Source organism: Marinomonas fungiae (assembly GCF_001418205.1).
Taxonomy (GTDB): Bacteria; Pseudomonadota; Gammaproteobacteria; order Pseudomonadales; family Marinomonadaceae; genus Marinomonas; species Marinomonas fungiae.
Genome location: NZ_LIQF01000008.1, coordinates 12,368 through 29,436 on the forward strand (window position 1 = coordinate 12,368; position 17,069 = coordinate 29,436).

18 protein-coding genes and 1 pseudogene are annotated in these 17,069 nt (G+C 45.4%); 10 read left to right on the top strand and 9 right to left on the bottom strand.

Annotated features, from left to right (window positions below; all coding sequences use genetic code 11):
• Positions 1-41: 41 nt before the first annotated feature.
• From ASC49_RS12550 to aroQ, 4 genes are all read left to right on the top strand, one after another.
• Entirely contained in the window at positions 42-755 is a 714-nt protein-coding gene (locus tag ASC49_RS12550) for a dienelactone hydrolase family protein (protein ID WP_055463601.1), read from the top strand.
• A gap of 129 nt (positions 756-884) precedes the next feature.
• A complete protein-coding gene (locus ASC49_RS12555) occupies positions 885-1,547 on the top strand; it encodes a glutathione S-transferase family protein (protein WP_055463602.1) in 663 nt (220 codons plus the stop codon).
• A 77-nt stretch (positions 1,548-1,624) separates the two neighbouring features.
• Positions 1,625-2,842: an MFS transporter gene (locus ASC49_RS12560; RefSeq protein WP_055463603.1), complete on the top strand. Its 1,218-nt coding sequence runs from the start codon at positions 1,625-1,627 to the stop codon at positions 2,840-2,842.
• A gap of 166 nt (positions 2,843-3,008) precedes the next feature.
• A complete protein-coding gene (aroQ, locus tag ASC49_RS12565; RefSeq protein ID WP_055463604.1) occupies positions 3,009-3,461 on the top strand; it encodes a type II 3-dehydroquinate dehydratase in 453 nt (150 codons plus the stop codon).
• A gap of 67 nt (positions 3,462-3,528) precedes the next feature.
• On the opposite strand, the gene ASC49_RS20365 is transcribed toward aroQ, so the two are convergent.
• From ASC49_RS20365 to ASC49_RS12605, 8 genes and pseudogenes are all read right to left on the bottom strand, one after another.
• The gene (locus tag ASC49_RS20365) at positions 3,529-3,939 is read right to left on the bottom strand and encodes a methyl-accepting chemotaxis protein (protein WP_428838685.1); all 411 of its coding nucleotides are present in this window, start codon (positions 3,937-3,939) and stop codon (positions 3,529-3,531) included.
• A gap of 135 nt (positions 3,940-4,074) precedes the next feature.
• Positions 4,075-4,842 (bottom strand): annotated as a pseudogene (locus ASC49_RS20370) (PAS domain-containing protein); the annotation flags it as partial.
• A gap of 104 nt (positions 4,843-4,946) precedes the next feature.
• Positions 4,947-5,891 (bottom strand): AEC family transporter, encoded by a 945-nt coding sequence (locus ASC49_RS12575; protein WP_055463606.1) that lies wholly within the window; start codon positions 5,889-5,891, stop codon positions 4,947-4,949.
• A 45-nt stretch (positions 5,892-5,936) separates the two neighbouring features.
• Complete coding sequence (gene pcaQ, locus ASC49_RS12580; RefSeq protein WP_055463607.1) at positions 5,937-6,878, bottom strand: pca operon transcription factor PcaQ; 942 nt, start codon at positions 6,876-6,878, stop codon at positions 5,937-5,939.
• Positions 6,879-7,083: 205 nt separating this feature from the next.
• The gene (gene pepQ / locus ASC49_RS12590) at positions 7,084-8,370 is read right to left on the bottom strand and encodes a Xaa-Pro dipeptidase (RefSeq protein ID WP_055463609.1); all 1,287 of its coding nucleotides are present in this window, start codon (positions 8,368-8,370) and stop codon (positions 7,084-7,086) included.
• A gap of 53 nt (positions 8,371-8,423) precedes the next feature.
• A complete protein-coding gene (locus tag ASC49_RS12595; protein ID WP_055463610.1) occupies positions 8,424-10,343 on the bottom strand; it encodes a putative bifunctional diguanylate cyclase/phosphodiesterase in 1,920 nt (639 codons plus the stop codon).
• A gap of 10 nt (positions 10,344-10,353) precedes the next feature.
• Positions 10,354-10,572 carry a YgaP family membrane protein gene (locus tag ASC49_RS12600; RefSeq protein WP_055463611.1) on the bottom strand — a complete coding sequence of 73 codons (219 nt, stop codon included), beginning with the start codon at positions 10,570-10,572 and terminating at the stop codon, positions 10,354-10,356.
• A 46-nt stretch (positions 10,573-10,618) separates the two neighbouring features.
• Positions 10,619-11,527, bottom strand: coding sequence for a hypothetical protein (locus ASC49_RS12605; protein WP_055463612.1), 909 nt, complete (start codon positions 11,525-11,527; stop codon positions 10,619-10,621).
• Between the two features lie 262 nt (positions 11,528-11,789).
• Between ASC49_RS12605 and ASC49_RS12610 the strand changes: the two genes are divergently transcribed.
• Complete coding sequence (locus ASC49_RS12610; protein WP_055463613.1) at positions 11,790-12,449, top strand: cytochrome b/b6 domain-containing protein; 660 nt, start codon at positions 11,790-11,792, stop codon at positions 12,447-12,449.
• 28 nt (positions 12,450-12,477) lie between these two features.
• Here ASC49_RS12610 and ASC49_RS20260 read toward each other — a convergent pair whose 3' ends face one another.
• Complete coding sequence (locus ASC49_RS20260) at positions 12,478-12,909, bottom strand: YebG family protein (protein ID WP_072242109.1); 432 nt, start codon at positions 12,907-12,909, stop codon at positions 12,478-12,480.
• 125 nt (positions 12,910-13,034) lie between these two features.
• On the opposite strand from ASC49_RS20260, the gene ASC49_RS12620 reads away from it, so the two are divergent.
• The 5 genes from ASC49_RS12620 (at position 13,035) to ASC49_RS12640 (ending at position 17,062) form a co-directional block, all read left to right on the top strand.
• Positions 13,035-13,889, top strand: a complete 855-nt coding sequence (locus tag ASC49_RS12620; RefSeq protein ID WP_082443835.1) for a mechanosensitive ion channel family protein — start codon at positions 13,035-13,037, stop codon at positions 13,887-13,889.
• 32 nt (positions 13,890-13,921) lie between these two features.
• A complete protein-coding gene (locus ASC49_RS12625) occupies positions 13,922-14,506 on the top strand; it encodes a DUF1439 domain-containing protein (protein WP_245624713.1) in 585 nt (194 codons plus the stop codon).
• Between the two features lie 56 nt (positions 14,507-14,562).
• Positions 14,563-15,042, top strand: a complete 480-nt coding sequence (locus tag ASC49_RS12630) for an FKBP-type peptidyl-prolyl cis-trans isomerase (protein ID WP_055463614.1) — start codon at positions 14,563-14,565, stop codon at positions 15,040-15,042.
• Between the two features lie 278 nt (positions 15,043-15,320).
• Positions 15,321-15,689: a hypothetical protein gene (locus ASC49_RS12635; protein ID WP_055463615.1), complete on the top strand. Its 369-nt coding sequence runs from the start codon at positions 15,321-15,323 to the stop codon at positions 15,687-15,689.
• Entirely contained in the window at positions 15,686-17,062 is a 1,377-nt protein-coding gene (locus ASC49_RS12640; protein WP_055463616.1) for a class II fumarate hydratase, read from the top strand. The genes ASC49_RS12635 and ASC49_RS12640 overlap by 4 nt, the downstream gene beginning before the upstream one ends.
• Positions 17,063-17,069 lie beyond the last annotated feature (7 nt).

Below are 17,069 nucleotides of genomic sequence, written 5' to 3' on the forward strand. Positions count from 1 at the left end.
CGTTATTATAGTGCTCGCAATTGAAAACCATTGGAGTTTATATGGCTACGGAATTTGAAAAGCAATTTGTCAATAACATACAACGTGCCCATGTGCATGTGGCGTGGGTAGGAGATGAATCTTCAAATGTTCACGTTGTTATTTGGCCAACTTGGAGTGGCCTAAGCGACTTTGAAAAAAGCTTTGCAGAAGAAGTGGTCAGCTGGGGGCACACGGCCACAGCTGTAGATTTGTATGGGGTTGGTAACAATCCAACCGAGCAGCAAGATAAGGCAGATACCATGATGGCCTTAGTCAAAGACAAGGACTCGTTAACTGCTTTACAATCTGCCATTTGTCGGGAAATCGCAGAAGCGCATCCAAATAAAAAATTGGTGCATGTTGGCTTTTGCTTAGGTGGTCGCTTGTCTATCGAGGCTGGGCTACATATACCGAGCAGTAAAGGTGCTGCCAGCTTCCATGGATTGATGAATTTCCATCGTGCAGCGAGCCATGATGAGGCTAACCAAGCGGCAAAATTTATCATCTTTAATGGTTATCAAGATCCGATGGTGGATCCTGATTCTGCATCACAAGCTCGAGCTTATTTTGATGAGCTGGGCCTCGATTGGCAATTTGTCGATTTTGGGCGTACCAAGCACTCCTTCATGTTACCAGGCTCGAATGCCCCGCAAGAGGGTCATGCATTCAGTGCAACAGCGAGTGCGCGAGGACGCAATGCATTGCGCTTCTTCTTAAATGAAATAGCTGAGTAATCTCCGACGCTGATCCGAGTTATTTAAAACGCCTAGCGCATTCATGCTTATCTAGGCGTTTTTTGTGCGTGAAAACAATCCAGTTGCTTTACTGAAACGTATCTACTGAAAAGCATCAAGGAGGTTATCATGCTGGTCTTACATCACCTCGAAAATTCCAGATCGCAGCGGATTGCTTGGGCACTAGAGCTATTAGGTCTAGAGTACGACATCAAAACGTATCTTCGTACGCCAGAACAAACCGCTCCAGAAACATTAAAACGAATCCATCCTCTAGGCCACGCACCGATTTTACAAGACGGTGACTTGACCATTGCTGAGTCGGGAGCCATCTTGGAGTATCTCGCAGATGAGTACGATTCAAATCAAAAGCTCAAACCTTTGAGTAAAGTCGAGCGACGAGATTATCAATACTGGCTTCATTTTGCCGAGGGCTCCTTTATGCCTTTGTTGGTGATGATGCTGCTGTTTCGTAAGATACCCTCTCAACCAATGCCTTTTTTCGTTCGTCCCGTTGCCAAGACAATTTCAAACAAAGTGATTGAAAGCTTTATCGATCCGCGACTACGTGATGTGTTAAATCTCATCGAAGATCATTTACGACAAAAGCATTGGTTTGCAGGCGAGCATTTGAGTGGCGCCGACATGCAAATGAGTTTTCCACTATTAGCGCTAAGCAGTACTACTTCGTTAGAGGATTTTCCTCATATAGAGCGCTGGTTAGGCAACGTGCGTAAAGATCCTGCTTATCAACGAGCAGTGGCTAAAGTCGGTGAGTTTCAGGTGTTCTAATGCTTTAATCCAATTGTCCTGAGTCAAGTATTGGCGTAGTGTCTGGGTTTTATATCTGAGTCTCTAAAGGATTAACCATGTCTCAGCCAGTACGCTTGTTAAGTATCGCTGTAGCATTTGCTTGTGTATTACTTGCCTTAAACTTTGGCTTACGTTCTTCAATGGGCTTTTTCATGGCTCCGATTTCCGGTGAGTTCGGTTACGGTCGTGAAGTGTTTGCCTTTTCTTTAGCATTACAGAATTTATGGTGGGGCTTGTCCCAGCCGATTGCTGGTGCCTTATCGGATCGCTTTGGTACACTCAAAACCGTACTCGTCGGAGCGGTGCTGTACGCTTTAGGTCTTTATGTGACCGCCAATGCTGATGGGGCGATGACCTTACATATTGGTTCCGGTTTCTTGATGGGCATGGGGATCTCAGCGACAGGTTTTGGGGTTGTTTTGCCTGCTATGGCGCGTATGGTCGCCCCCGAAAAACGTGCATTTGCTTTAGGTCTTGGTAGTGCCGCAGGCTCAGCGGGGCAGTTGTTAGTAGTACCGGTGGCGCAGCAATTTTTATCTGCTTATGGATGGAGCTCCGCGCTGTTATTGCTCGCTTTATGTGCCCTGCTGATGATGCTGTTTGCTCTACCGTTAAACCAAGGCAATGGCAACAGTTCAGGTAGCAATGAGCAAAAAGGTCAAACAGTAAAAGAAGCCCTCAAAGAAGCAAGTGCTTACTCTCATTATTGGCTTTTAGTCGCAGGCTTCTTTGTTTGTGGTTTCCAGCTCGCATTCATTACGGTTCACATGCCGGCCTTTCTCTCTGATAAAGGCTTTCAGCCTGAAGTCGCGGTGATGTGTCTTGCCTTGATTGGCCTATTCAATATTTTCGGCTGCTTGCTGTCGGGCTCTTGGTCGGGCAAGTATTCGAAGAAAATGCTGTTGTCTTATATTTATGCTTTGCGAGCGATCGCGATTGCCCTGTTTATGTGGTGGCCCATGAGCACTACCAGTGTCTATCTGTTTGCCATTGTCACAGGTCTTCTTTGGTTGGCAACCGTGCCACCCACGTCGGGGCTGGTAGGGCAAATGTTTGGCTTAAAGCATATGGGGATGCTGTATGGCATAGTTTTCTTAAGTCACCAAGTCGGATCATTTTGTGGCGTATGGATGGGGGGCTATTTGTACGACACCACGGGCTCCTATGACGTGGTTTGGTGGGCCGCTTCGATCATTGCTTTGGCAACCGCCGTTATCCATGTGTTCATTGATGAGCGTCCTGTGGCACGAATACGAGACATGATAACTGCCTAATCAGTTATGTGAATATAGCGTCGAGAAACCACTAATTTTTGGGTTTCCATAGAAACTTCAGTCGTAATTAGTAAGCGCTAACGGGATTGCTAATGCTATATTACGGCTTTGATTTTTAAGGTCTGAGCTTGAAACCAAGCAGCCTTAGCCTTGTTGAGGAGTGAGTATGTCTACGATTATGATCCTAAATGGCCCGAACTTAAACTTGTTGGGGCAACGTGAGCCAGAACAATATGGTCATGAGACTTTGGCGGATGTTGAGGCAATGTGTAAAGTCGAAGCGGCGAAGCACGGTTATGACATTGATTTTCGCCAGTCGAATCATGAAGGTGTATTAGTAGACGCTATCCACGAGGCAGGCCAGTTAATTAAAGCGGGCAAGCTGCTGGGTGTGGTTTTTAATCCTGGTGCGTACACGCATACGTCTATCGCACTACACGATGCAATCAAAGGTGCAGAAGTGCCAGTGGTAGAAGTACATATTTCTAACGTTCATGCCCGCGAAGCTTTCCGACATCATTCCTACATTTCCCCTTGTGCTGTGGGCATTGTGATTGGTATGGGCGTTCAAGGTTACGTGCTGGGTATGCAGGGGTTAATTAACAAAGTTGCTAAATAACTTACCTGCAACAAGACTGAAACGCCGAACATTGTTCGGCGTTTCAGTGATTAGGTTGGTACCATGTTTAATGGTCTTCAGCTTTGTTAACGAGGTCTCCAATACTCTGATAAGCCTTGTTAGCGCCGTCTAGAATCTGATTGATGATGGTCTCTGCCTCATTGACCATGGTTTCGTTTAGCTTCACTTGAGACGTAGCCTGCTGCATATTGCCACGTACCTCGCTGACTAATTGAGTGTTTTTCTTTACCATATTGTTTATTTCGCTTGTGGAAACACTGGTTCTCGCTGCTAATGTGCGCACTTCATCAGCGACCACCGCAAAGCCACGGCCATTTTCCCCAGCACGAGCCGCTTCGATAGCAGCATTCAACGCCAATAGGTTAGTTTGATCCGCAATTCCGCCAATCGTGATGACGATCTTATTAATTTCTTCTGATTGTTTATTGAGACTCTCTATAAGCGCCTCTGAATGCATGACTTGTTCAAGAATAAGCCCTGAGCTATCAACTGTTTTACGTAACAGTTCAGCTCCTTTAGCGGATTCTTGTGCCGTTTTCTCTGTGGTTTCATAGGCAAGACCAGCGGCATTTTGAATCGTTTTCTGACGCTCAATTTGAGCCGTTACATCGGAAGCCACTTTGGCAATACGGACAACTTTTCCTTCGCTATCGAATACAGGGTTGTAAGTCGCTTCGATCCAGATATCTTGGCCAGTTCGACTTTTGCGAAGAAACAGCCCCGATTTGACTTCTCCTGAGGCCAGTTCCTCCCAGAAGTTTGGATGCTTAGCATAAAAATCGTTATAGCAAAAAATCTTATGATGTTTCCCCGTGATTTCTCTTACCGAGTTATAACCGAGCACCTTGAGAAAATTCTGGTTTGCCGTAATGACAGTCCCATCTGGCTCAAATTCTATGGTCGCATTCGAGCGATCGATTGCAGTGATAAAGGCTAGATGTGCTTGAGATTGAATTTTTTCTTCAGAAATGTCGTGGGCAATTTTGAACACCTTGGTTACGCGACCATCATGCATGACCGGAAAATAGGTGGCTTGTAACCAAACGAAAGAACCATCTTTTCGTAGGCGTTTGAATTGACCCTGTTGTGACTCACCAGAGCCCAGCTTTTTCCAAAATGCAGCGTATTCTATGGCGTTTCTATCCTGCTCGGAACAGAGAATTCGATGGTGTTTGCCTTGCAGTTGATCAAGTGAGTAGCCTACCGTTTCTAGAAAAAGAGAATTGGCATCGAGAATGGTTCCATCAGGTGTAAAGCTAATGGTGGCGCAGAATTGGTTTAGGGAATTAATAAAGTCGGCTTGTTCATCCTGCAGAAAAGTGACACTTAAGTCATTCTTTGCTTTGTTAAATCCGAACATGTCATTTCTCCACAGGAACTAAGTATGCCTTTGAGAATAAGCCTGTTCGTCAATGTTTGTCGTAATGTTTTGTGTGATTTATAGGCGGTTTTCATTACTGTTCTTTAACCGCTTGTATTGATAAAGGTCAGTAGGATTGGCAGGGTCAAAAAGCAAGCGATTGTCGTAATGAGTAGTGTGCTGGCACAAAATGAGCGATAGCCATATTGGCTGCCGATGATCGGATAAATGCTCATCATGGGGACTGCGGCTAAAATCACAGCTCCGACACGAAGGTGGTCATCAATACCAGGAATCAGCCACATGAACAGCGCCATACAGGCTGGATGAACAATGAGTTTACCAAAGGTAATAACGCTAATGTCTGTGACATTGCCACGCATGCTCGTACCCACTAAAGACCCTCCTAAGACCATTAAGGCTAAGGTCGCCGAGGCGCCAGACAGCATCATCAAAACGCGGTCAGCTACATTGGGTAGGGTTAAGTGAAACTGAGAGAAAAACATGCCACAGACCACGGCAATCACTAATGGGTTTTTCGCTAGACGTTTCAAAGTACCGACCAGTGTCTGTGTCAGGCTTAAACCTTGATCCTTTGCCGAAAAATAACCGAGCAAGGCAAAAATAGTGGGAAGTACGATGGCATTTTCCCCCATCAAGGTCATGGCAAAGGCTGCGGTTGGTGGATCATCAAAAACCAGCAGCATGACTGGATAACCAAAGAATCCAGAGTTTGAACAAGACATTCCGGCGCCTTTTAAGGTCGCTTGAAGGTTGTCTTTTTTCAGAGCCCAAGCGATTAGGACTATGCCGATGGTGAGTGATAGTAAGGAAGCCAAACTGAATGCCAATAAATACTGAGGTACAAAGACCTCGCTCGGATCCATTTTTGCCAAGGTACTGAAAATCAATGCAGGTAAGGTGAAGTACAAGACAATCTTAGCCATACCAGAGATGCTTTCATCACTGACTAGGCGAGAGCGAACCGCACAGAAGCCAAGCGCCATCAAGATAAAGATGGGCGCGGTGGTAAACAACATTTCAAACATGAATTAGCATCGCAGGCACAAGTAAGATACGACAGATAGCTATATTTAGGCGTTATCTGGATTGTAATAGCTGTCTAGATTCGCAGCCGTTTCTGTGACTGCCTTACTGAACAGTTGTAGCGCCATAGACGCTTTTGTGTCGGCGCGCACACTTAAGCCCACCGCACTCAGCGTTTCTTTGGTGTTCACTGGTAATTCTGCTAATTCACCGTCTGCAATTTCGCGGGCCACAACGCCACGGGAAATAATCCAAATGGCATCCGTATGGCGAATAAATTCCTTACCAAAACTGTCTGATACGGTATCGATGCGATCACGGATGTTGCTCACGCCCTCTGCTAATAAAAAGCGATCTACTGTCGGGCCGGTAATGGATTCTTCTGGTGGGTAAAGCACCGTGTATTGTGTGATTTCGTTTAGCTGGAAATCTGCTTTAGTGAGCAAGGGGTGCCCAGGGCGAACAGCAAAAACGACTTGCTCTGAATATAAATGTTGGAAGGAAATACCAGCCATGGCTTCAGGTACTCCTAAGCGACCTACAACTAAATCCAATTCGCCAACCCGTAGCTGGCTCATCAATAAGGAGTTAGGGCCAGAAACTAGGTGTAAGCGCACATCGACATTATTAGATCGGAAGCGTTTAACGGCTTCAGGCAGGACGCTGGTGGCAACGGTTGGTAGTACACCTATGCTCAACTTCTGTTGACCAGTGACAAGCGCTTGATTCACCCGTTCTGCACCTTCGCGGAGGGCTGCAACACTAGTACTGGCATGTTCTAAAAATAGATTGCCGTAATGTGTTAGTTCAATGCCTTTTTTACTGCGTTCGAGCAGACGAACACCGAGAATTTCTTCAAGCTCTTTTAGCTTTTTTGAAACCGCTGGTTGTGTCAGTGATAACACATCTGCTGCACGAACCACGCTGCCTTGACGAATGACTTCCAGGAAACATTCCAAATGACGATACTTTATGCGGTTTTCCATCATGATATTTGGACCTTTAACTCGACGCTCAAAGAAGCTGAGTATTACAACTCGCTTTGCGGAACATTAAAAGAAAAATATACAATTTTCGATATGCTTTTTGAGCTCAATAAAGACAAAGAACAAAATATCTCCCAAAACTTGTCTTTTAGCGACAGGTTTTGGGGTAAATTAGCATGTTAAAAAAGTAACATGCCAAAAACGGTATCTAAGCGTATTTTGCAAAAGCTTCTCGGGTAAGATTACGAACGCCTTCCACCCCTACCACAATATTATCTTCGATTCTTATCCCGCCATAGGGCAGCAAACGCTCAAGCTTCGTTAGATTGCATCCATGCTGAGGTTGTTCGGCCTTCAATTTTTCTAACAACATCGGGATAAAATACAGGCCGGGCTCAATCGTCACGACCATATTTTCATTAAGATGACGTGTCAGACGTAGAAATGGATGATCTGCAGGTGGATCGATGATATGCCCTTGATGATTGCCTTGTCGGCCACCAGCATCGTGTACTTGCAGGCCTAATAAATGTCCTAGACCATGTGGATAGAAATGATGGGGAACATGTTTGGCAAGTTGTTCTTCGATACTTAGTGAGCAGATGTCGTGCTTTTTAAGCAGTTCTGCTACACCGATTAAAGACTGGTCATGCAACGCTACAAACGGCATTCCAGCAACGGCTTGAGCCGCAATTGCCTGCTGCAATGAATCCATATCATCGACCAGCTCACTGAACTCATCCTGCAATGTGGTGGTGGTCCGAGTAATGTCACTGGCGTAGCCATTGTACTGGGCACCCGCATCGACTAATAAGGTCAAAGGTCGAAATGGGCGATGGTGAGTTTTTTGCTCATAATGCAGTACCGCAGCATGTTCATTAATCCCAACAATATTAGGGTAGGGCGTATTGATGGCATCTTGTGCGCTGGCTTTAAGGTAAGCCAGGTGTACTTCAAATTCACTAGCGCCGCTTAGAAAGGCTGCTTGCGCAGCCAAATGCCCCCTCACAGAGATATCCGTCGCTTCGGTCATGCAAGCAATCTCGTAGTCGGTCTTCACCGCACGGTCATAGTTGAGCCAGTCAAGCAGGGTGTTGTTGTGTCGTAGAGAGCCCAGATGATCTGGTCCGATTAACGCCACATTTTCAGGCAAAGATTTTAGCCAGTCATCATTAAGTGCAGGAGCAATATGCCAATGGCTTTGCCATTCGCCCTCAGGGATTGGCTTATCCATGTGCCAAAAATCTTGTTGGGCTGGCCAGATCAATTCCGGTTTATCGCGCTTAATCACGATATAGCAGCCTTCGGGCAAGGTAAAAGGCAGCCACTGTTGAGCTGCGGCAAAGGCTTTGTAAGGATGGGTATTGTCGTCTTCAAAGTAATAGCTCGACTGACCCGATGCGACCACGATGGCATCCAGTTTAAAGGCTGACATGGCAGCACAATAGCGCTTTAATAACGTCTCTAAGTGACGAACATATAAAGAGTTTTGCATTATTATTCCACCCTAGTTAGTTGCTGTGCGGAGCACAACGGAATGTCTTTAGTTTAGGACACAGGTAGGGTCGGCGTAAATTTTAGCAAAGCCGTAAATTTGTCAGCAGGCACTGGCGCAGAGTAGTAATAGCCTTGACCATAATGACATCCCAATTTATTTAATAATGTGGCTTGCTCTAGGTTTTCCACGCCTTCAGCGACCACTGTGCAATTGAACGCTTTCGCTAAATTCAAGGCGCTTGTAACAATAGATAAGTTACTACTATTAGTTTCTATGTCGCTAATAAATGAACGGTCGATCTTAATAGTATCGACGTTTAGATTACTGATATAGGCCAACGAGCTCATGCCAGTGCCAAAGTCATCGATGGAGATGCTAACCCCTATTTCTTTAAAGCGATTTAGACTCGCTGAAATGGTGTGCAAATGTAAGCTGGTGGCTGTTTCGGTCAGCTCGATCTCTAGCATATTGGGCGGGATGTCGGCCTTTTCACATAATTCCTGTGTATAGCTGACGATATCCGGGTCAAGAAGGTTATAGGGCGACAGATTGACGGCCACAGGCACCATAATACCTTGGGTTTTCCAGATACTGAGTTGTTTGATGGCATGACGAATAACATAGCGCCCGAACTCACGCACCTTACCGCTTTGCTCAATCAGTGGAATAAATAGCAAAGGTGGCAGCATACCATCGACAGGATGTTGCCAGCGGGCTAAAGCTTCAGCGGCGACGATCTTACCACTGGTTAGATTTACCTTGGGTTGGTAAAATAGCTTAATTTGTTGCTCTGCTAAGGCTTCACTGAGCTCACTACGATAGCGCAAGGTTTGCTGGCCTTTTTCATCGTTTGCGTGAGATTTATTAAACAACGCCCACTTGCTGCGTAGTTTTTTAGCCTCATGCATGGCGATGTCAGCACTGATGAGCAAGGTGTCAATATCAGAGCTGTGTTCGGGGCAAAGGGCAATACCAATGCTCGCTTCAAGGTGAATCGGTAGCTCATTCATACAGATAGGCTGCTGGAGCGACTCAACAATTTGTGCGGCAAAGGCTTCACATCCCTCAGCAGATATGTCCGGTGCCCAGATAAGAAACTCGTCGCCGCTGGAACGAAATAGGGTTTGCTCAGGGCTGAGCACTTGTGCCAGATTTTGGGCAAAGATCACCAGCAATTTATCGCCAGCGCTATGGCCTAGCGTATCATTAATCTCTTTGAATTTGTCCAAGTCGATGGTGAGCAAAGTTCCTTTTACCGATTTCTCAGCATGCTTTTGCTGTGTTTGCAGTAAGTCGACGAGGTACAGACGGTTAGGTAAACCCGTTAGCGAATCATGGCTAGCGAGGCGACGCAGTGCCTCGTTTTTGTCTTCAACTCGTTTGGCAATCCATGACGATAATGTCAGCGCTAGCCAAACAGCAATCCAAAATACCACGGCGGATGTGATGGCCAAGCGTTTGGCAATATGGCTCATAGAGTCGTTGATGCTATTGGAAACAATCACCATCAAAATGGCGTTATTGTCTAGGTTCTGAGCGCTCCAGAGGAAGTATTCATCCTGATATTTTATAAAACCTGAGTTTTTGCCTGCGACTTGTTTCTGCTGGATCTCATTTTTGATTATATCGAGGGTCTGTCCGGGGATGTCCGTGTTTAATTGCCAGCGATCGTGATGTCCTAAAACCTCAACATAAATCGGCTGAGGACCATCGCCTTCCGCATGTTGCATCATCCGTATAAGCTCTTTGATACGAAGTTGTGCTGCGTCGCCTTCTTCTTCGATCTCAGCCAACAAAAATAACGAACGTTTTTCTAAATAGCTTATCTCGGTATTGATGCCCATTTCACTACTCAAACGAAAGGCAACGACACTATAAATGATGGATACAATCACGGCGACGCTTAAGCAAATCAGAATCAATTTACGTCGCAGGGATCGATCAAGTTGTAAATCAAATAGTGTCGACATGTATGTATCACTACTTCTCTTTTGGACGAGAGCTAATACCGGCTATGGAATAAACAGGGCACCAGCCAGTGGCTAGGGAAATCAAGTTAAGCACACCAAAAAAAATCAGTAATCCTGCAATAATGTCATCTTCAATCATTCCGTTGTTGAACAGAACAAATGAAATCACGAATATGCCAATCAATCCACGTGCTAAACGATCCCAAATATGTAGGTTTTTTTTGATCATAAGCGCCCTCAAATACCGTTATTTAATAAATTAGCTAAGGCTAAATTTACTGTATTGGCATGTAGAGTACAGTAACAAATTGCAATTCGTCAGAAGTTTCTTTGGGCGAAACTTCATAAACCTCAATACTGCAACGCTGCTTGGCCTGTTTTTGGTGGTGTAAACGAAGGTTAGTCTTTAATACATGCCATGCTAACCACAAATGTTGGTAACTTCCTTGGTATCTTAGCCCAGCGTAATTGCCTTTGAAGGTAATCCTTTCTGGCTTAGCTTCACAGGGGCTTAAGTTTTGAATCGGGATCCCTAGCTTGCCGGTAAAGTAATGTTGACTAAGATCGGCTGCTTCAAACAGAGCAAAGCTTGGTCCCGCTGGACGGTTGTCTGGGCCAAGACTGATAATAAGATCTCGAAATCCTTGCTCCATCTGCATCGACATAGAATGATCACTGACGAGAAACGGACGGGTAATGGCGTCCACGTTGGCTAACGTGCGACTGTTCTGTCGTTCAAATGAGGTAACATATACATTGTCAGACTGCAAACGAGCACACAAGCGAATCAGCATAAGTCTCATATCTGCATGAATTTGCTTTAGCAACTGTGTTTGTTTGTAGCGATGCCAAAAATTCAGCTCGCTTTTGGCTATTACGTTCATCACTACTTGGTGATCTTCGGTTTCACTGAGTTCGATAAGAACGTGAATAGGGCTGGGATAAAAGCGATCGGTTTGAACTTGGAAGGTTAATCGCTTACTCGCTTGCAGCGATTCAATGTGACAGGACACCTTACCAAGTAACGGGCCTTTTAATTGAACCAAAGCGCCTTCTAAAGAAAGATTGGAGCGTTGATTTACTAGAACGGATGCATCGTCATCAAATAACGTCCATGGCAACCAACTTGACCAATACTCCAGTTGATTTAGTTCTGAAAATATTTCATCCGCCGAAGACGACATTAAGGAAGTATGATGTATATAGATATACCTTTGCGTGAATAGGGTATAGCCAGCTACGCAAAGTAAAATAGAGATGAGTATTATTAGCCCAATGATCACAGTATTGCGCTCCTTACTGCTTCGTAACTGCGAGCAGAAGTAAATCCATTTAGGTAGATAATGTCCCAAAAATGGAGAAAAAGGCAAATCCTAAGGTCAGTATAGTAATGGTCGTCGGCTTGAGACAAAGATAACGTTATTCGTTTTTGAGGGGAAATGGAAGATGCAAAAGGTATTGGTGTGGGACTGGCCTATCAGAATGCTGCATTGGAGCATGGTGCTGCTGTTTACGGGGTTGATTATCACTGGAAAAGGCGACGGTGATAATATGAATTGGCATTTCTACATGGGCTACGGTTTATCTGCAGTCATTGTGGCGCGGATTTTATATGGCTTTCTTGGTTCCGACTTTGCCAAATTTAAGCAGTTTATTTATCACCCAATTGAAATTATTCAATACAGCAAAGCTTTGTTGCTGGGGCGCGGCAAAGCGTATCTAGGTCATAACCCTGTGGGGGGAATAATGGTCATTGTGTTGCTGTTAGCAATGACGGCACAGTGGGTAACAGGGTTATTTACCAGTGATGAGATTTTCTGGTTTGGTCCTTTCTATGGCTCTGTTTCTGAAGAGCTAAGTGCCACGTTGGGTTCTGTACACCATACTCTGCCAAATGTCTTGCTGGCGCTTGTAGCACTGCACATCTTGGCAGTGCTGTACCATGAATTACGTTTTAAAGAACGCTTGGTTGCCGCCATGCTGCACGGTAAGAAAAAGCATCCTACCAAGCTTGAAAAGCACGCGAGCACTCCACGTGTCGGCGTGTTGCTATCGCTTGGTGGCGCATTGGCGTGGTTGGTATGGCTTTGGAATATTCCTGTATAAAAGGAAACAAGTGCGAAAGTGAGGTCGCCTAGGCGGCATCACTTTCTCCGTAGATCTCGTCCTTGTTGTAATCGATACTATCGTCACTGCTATAGTCGTCTGACGACTCCTCTAAATAAGAGGTTTCGTCTGGCTCAATGATCAGGTCGTCGACGAGGTCGCCGTTGGCCTGAGTGGCTTTGCTGTTGGTCTTTGTATTAGCTTTCTCTGGTGCTTTCTTAGCCATTTTTTTGCGCTTATTACCAAGCGCTTCAAGTAGCTCTTCTTTGTTCTCAGCTAAATACATCGCCAGTTTTGACGTCAGCTGATCATCCTCCATCACGCCGCTGCTTTGCAGTAAATCCTCAAGGTTTTCTGCTGTTTCCAGCAGTTTGTCATAGTGGTCTGCTTCCGCTTTAGAGGAAAAAGTCATTTTCTCAACACCATTGCGTTCAACAACATATTTAATTACGACAGGCATAAATCGCACCTCATTTATAATACTGTATAAATATACAGTTATGATTTTGCTCCTGTCCAGTATTTTATTTGCTATTCGCGACCACCTTGGTAAAGTGGCGCGAAAAGTCAGCTTTTGGGTTAGTTATGTCTGAATTTGAATGGTCGCAACTTAACGCGGCATTTTTTATGGAAAACTTTGAATACATTGCCACAATCGTCTGGATCCTTGGCATTGTTTTAATCCGTCGTTATTCAAAACGACTGCTACGAGCGAATGAAAAGCTCGATATGGATCGTAAACGCCGTCGTTTGAATACGGCTGATAACGTTTTTAACTTAGTTATGTTTGTTGGTCTGGTGCTGATTTGGGCAACAGAGCTACAGAACATCGCCATTTCCATTGCCGCCTTCATGGTGGCCTTAGTGATTGCTACTAAGGAGTTTATTTCTTGCATCGTCGGTGCGTTTTACAAAGCCAGCACTCGGCCGTACCAAGTCGGCGACTGGGTGCGCATTGGTCAATTTGAGGGGGAGGTGACCGACAGTGACTGGTTGTCGACCACGTTATTTGAAGTTGACTTTAAAGGTGGTAGCTACGCTTATACCGGACGTACTACGATAGTGCCAAACAGTGTCTTGCTGACCAACTCAGTGCAAAACTTAAACTACATGCGTCGTTATGTTGAGCATTCCTTTTCGATTTCTAGACTGACAGATGACGTAAATTTGTTTGAAATAAAAGAGCCTATTTTGGCCAAAATCCGTGAATACAGTGAGCACTTTCACGAAGTGGCGATTCGTTATAATAGTCTGATTGAAAAGCGCTTGGATATCAAAATAGCTGGCCCTGAGCCGACCGTTCGGGTACAGACAACGATCGAAGGCTACAATGTCTTTACCGTCTCGCTGTTCTGTCCAACCCACGAGGCTGCGGAAATTGAGCAGAAGGTCACCGAAGACTTTATGCGTATTTGGTATGAGAAAAAGCGTCAGTCTTAGGAGGCGCAGTATCAATGTTTAGAGAGAAGCTATTGAAAAATAAAATAATGTGGTTTGCCGGTGCAGCGGTTGCTGTGCTGCTATCGGGTTGCTCGTCGGATATGAGTGTCAGTGAAACTGAGCTCAATGCGGAAGTGGCTAAGCGTTTAGCAACCAACCAACCGGATATCATCCAGTTGAGTTTAGAAGAGTCAACTTTGAACCTTGATCTACTGATTAAGGAAGCCAATATAGACCTGACTGAGCGAGATGGCGGCTTGGTGATGGTCGATATGAAAACCGATATTCGAGGCACCTTAAATGTGTTTGGTCAAGAAATGACCATGAAAGCGCAGCTTGATCCTTCGTTTGAATCAGGTCTGCGTATTGAAGAAGATCGTGTTTACTTAGTCGGCGCCAAGCTGACGCAGATTTCGGTGCAAGGTAATAGCATCAGCGATGAGATGTTCCGTAATACCTTGGGATCATTACATGGTGATTTTGAGAAAGCGCTAGCGGATTATTTTAATACCCATCCGGTCTATGTATTGAACCACTCGATGACTGAAAAAGCCGCCGCTAGGATGGTGAAAAACATCGTGATCACCGATGATAGCATCGAATTTATGATTTTTTAGACGTGTAGGGGCCTGTTAGGTTAGCATGGCCCCGATTATTGAAATGAGGACAACATATGTCTATTGCAGACAACACAGTGGTGCAATTCCACTACACACTTCGTGAAGACGATACACTAATCGAAACTTCTGCAGGCAACGAGCCATTGGCTTACCTACACGGTCACGGCAACATTATTCCAGGTCTTGAGAAAGCTATGCTTGGCAAGTCAGCAGGGGATGAGTTTGAAGTGACAGTACCTTGCTCAGAAGGATACGGCGAGCGCCAAGAAGACAAAACTCAGCAGATCCCAGTGAAGCACCTACATGGTTCAAAAAAATGGAAACCAGGTATGGTGGCGAACGTTCGTACAGACCACGGCGTACGTCAAGTGACCATCGTTAAAGCGGGTTTAAAGCACGCTACAGTGGATCTTAACCACCCACTAGCGGGCAAAGAACTAACCTTCTCTGTGCAAATCGTAGATACGCGTGATGCAACAGAAGAAGAAGTCGCGCACGGCCATGCGCACGGCGTGGGTGGTCACCACCACTAATCATCGCCTTAAGCAATACGAAAAATTGCCGTCGATTTTTGATCGATGGCAATTTTTTTGTCCTTTCTAAACTCCTCTCTACTCTTTTATATCTAGCTTAAATACGTCGAAACGTGCAAATTAACGCTCAATTTTCGTTAAATTCGGTTATCTCAATGCATTTTCAAGCATTGTGTCCCAAGATAAACGAGCGAAATTTAAAAAACACATGCTTGACAAAGTAGGTGCCTGATGATTAATTGATAATTATTATCATTTGCATCAATGAGGCCTGCGTCATGACTTATCACATTGTTCCGTTCTCTGTTATTGAGCAAACCATTAAACGTGGTGTGGCATCCGATTCACCTAAAGTGCTGCATCAATACTTGGATACCAGCGAGGCTTACGCTGAGCGATTAGGGATTTCTGAAGCGTATGATCTCTACAAACGTGTCTTTCAAGTACTGCTCGAAACCGTGTGCGATGCCGCAGTGCCTATGCATTGGCGTGAACTGTGTTTGGATTCGATTTACCGTCCACTGATGCAACTAAAACGCTTTGTGATTACCGATCAAGATGCAGTGGAGTATTACCGTTTTGAGCATGAACTGCGTGCCTTGAGTCATTACTTTATGTCGAGCAAAATAATGGGAGTCAGCCAATGAAGACCCGAACAGAAGCCGACAGTATGGGACAGCTAGAAGTCCCTGAAAACGCCTTATACGGTGCGCAAACTCAGCGTGCCATCAATAACTTCCCTGTGAGTGGGCAATCACTTCCTGAGCCGTTTATCCGTGCCTTGATTAGCCTGAAACAAGCGGCGGCAAGAGCGAATCTACGCTTAGATTGCCTTAGTGAGCCAATGGCTAATGCCATCGATCAAGCTTGTACCGAGCTGCTGGATGATCCAGCTCTGATGCAACATTTTCCGGTGGATGTTTTCCAAACCGGATCCGGCACCAGTTCCAATATGAACGCCAATGAGGTGATTGCGACGCTTGCCAGCCGTCGTTTGGGAGAGGCGGTTGGAGCAAATGACCATGTTAATTTTGGTCAAAGCAGCAACGACATCGTTCCAAGCGCGATTCACACCAGCGCAGCCATCGAGGTGAGTAAGCATTTACTTCCCGCTTTAGAGCATTTGAAAGTAACGATTCAAGAAAAAGGCCAAGCCTTAAAAGGGCACACCAAAACGGGCCGAACTCATTTAATGGACGCTATGCCGGTACGTTTTGATCAGACTTTTAATGGTTGGGCGGCACAGCTGCAAGACAACATTGATAACCTCAATAGCATACTTGTCAAAGTCACCAAGCTAGCGCAAGGGGGCACGGCGGTCGGAACGGGAATTAACGCCCATCCAGATTTCTCCCAATTTATCTGTGAAGAGTTGTCCACTCTGACTAAGGTGACGTTCAGCCCAGCGGATGACTACTTTGCTTTGATCGGCTCTCAAGATACCGCCGTTGCCTTGTCTGGTGTATTAAAAACCACTGCTGTGACTTATATGAAAATCGCCAACGATTTACGTTGGATGAATTCCGGCCCACTGGCGGGGCTTGGAGAGATTACGTTGGAAGCCTTACAGCCAGGCTCATCCATTATGCCGGGCAAGGTCAATCCAGTGATTCCTGAAGCCACCGCTATGGCCGCCGCACAAGTGATCGGTAATGACGCGGCGATTACCATTGGTGGACAATCGGGTAACTTTGAGCTCAATGTGATGCTGCCAATGATTGCCCAAAATCTCTTAAATAGTATCCACTTACTAACGACTACAGGCACACTGATGGCAGATAAAGCCATTGCGACGCTGACAGTGAATGCAGAAAAATTGAATGAAGCCTTGGGCAAAAACCCAATATTAGTCACGGCGTTAAATCCAATTATTGGCTATCTCAAAGCCGCTGAAATTGCTAAAAAAGCCTACCAAGAAAAACGCCCAGTCATTGATGTGGCGTTAGAGGAAACCGACCTGAGTCGTGAAGAACTAGAAGCCCACTTAGATCCGGCCAAGCTCACCAAAGGCGGGTTGTAAACGAATA

What these genes read in the sequence shown, in the direction of transcription:
- ASC49_RS12630 (WP_055463614.1), top strand. Translation starts at nt 14,563, where the DNA reads ATGTCTATTGCAGACAACACAGTGGTGCAATTCCACTACACACTTCGT.
- ASC49_RS12640 (WP_055463616.1), top strand. Translation starts at nt 15,686, where the DNA reads ATGAAGACCCGAACAGAAGCCGACAGTATGGGACAGCTAGAAGTCCCT.
- ASC49_RS12555 (WP_055463602.1), top strand. Translation starts at nt 885, where the DNA reads ATGCTGGTCTTACATCACCTCGAAAATTCCAGATCGCAGCGGATTGCT.
- ASC49_RS12560 (WP_055463603.1), top strand. Translation starts at nt 1,625, where the DNA reads ATGTCTCAGCCAGTACGCTTGTTAAGTATCGCTGTAGCATTTGCTTGT.
- pcaQ (WP_055463607.1), bottom strand. Translation starts at nt 6,878, where the DNA reads ATGATGGAAAACCGCATAAAGTATCGTCATTTGGAATGTTTCCTGGAA.
- ASC49_RS12620 (WP_082443835.1), top strand. Translation starts at nt 13,035, where the DNA reads ATGTCTGAATTTGAATGGTCGCAACTTAACGCGGCATTTTTTATGGAA.
- ASC49_RS20260 (WP_072242109.1), bottom strand. Translation starts at nt 12,909, where the DNA reads ATGCCTGTCGTAATTAAATATGTTGTTGAACGCAATGGTGTTGAGAAA.
- ASC49_RS12605 (WP_055463612.1), bottom strand. Translation starts at nt 11,527, where the DNA reads ATGTCGTCTTCGGCGGATGAAATATTTTCAGAACTAAATCAACTGGAG.
- ASC49_RS12575 (WP_055463606.1), bottom strand. Translation starts at nt 5,891, where the DNA reads ATGTTTGAAATGTTGTTTACCACCGCGCCCATCTTTATCTTGATGGCG.
- ASC49_RS12610 (WP_055463613.1), top strand. Translation starts at nt 11,790, where the DNA reads ATGCAAAAGGTATTGGTGTGGGACTGGCCTATCAGAATGCTGCATTGG.
- ASC49_RS12600 (WP_055463611.1), bottom strand. Translation starts at nt 10,572, where the DNA reads ATGATCAAAAAAAACCTACATATTTGGGATCGTTTAGCACGTGGATTG.
- ASC49_RS12635 (WP_055463615.1), top strand. Translation starts at nt 15,321, where the DNA reads ATGACTTATCACATTGTTCCGTTCTCTGTTATTGAGCAAACCATTAAA.
- pepQ (WP_055463609.1), bottom strand. Translation starts at nt 8,370, where the DNA reads ATGCAAAACTCTTTATATGTTCGTCACTTAGAGACGTTATTAAAGCGC.
- ASC49_RS20365 (WP_428838685.1), bottom strand. Translation starts at nt 3,939, where the DNA reads ATGCATTCAGAGGCGCTTATAGAGAGTCTCAATAAACAATCAGAAGAA.
- aroQ (WP_055463604.1), top strand. Translation starts at nt 3,009, where the DNA reads ATGTCTACGATTATGATCCTAAATGGCCCGAACTTAAACTTGTTGGGG.
- ASC49_RS12550 (WP_055463601.1), top strand. Translation starts at nt 42, where the DNA reads ATGGCTACGGAATTTGAAAAGCAATTTGTCAATAACATACAACGTGCC.
- ASC49_RS12595 (WP_055463610.1), bottom strand. Translation starts at nt 10,343, where the DNA reads ATGTCGACACTATTTGATTTACAACTTGATCGATCCCTGCGACGTAAA.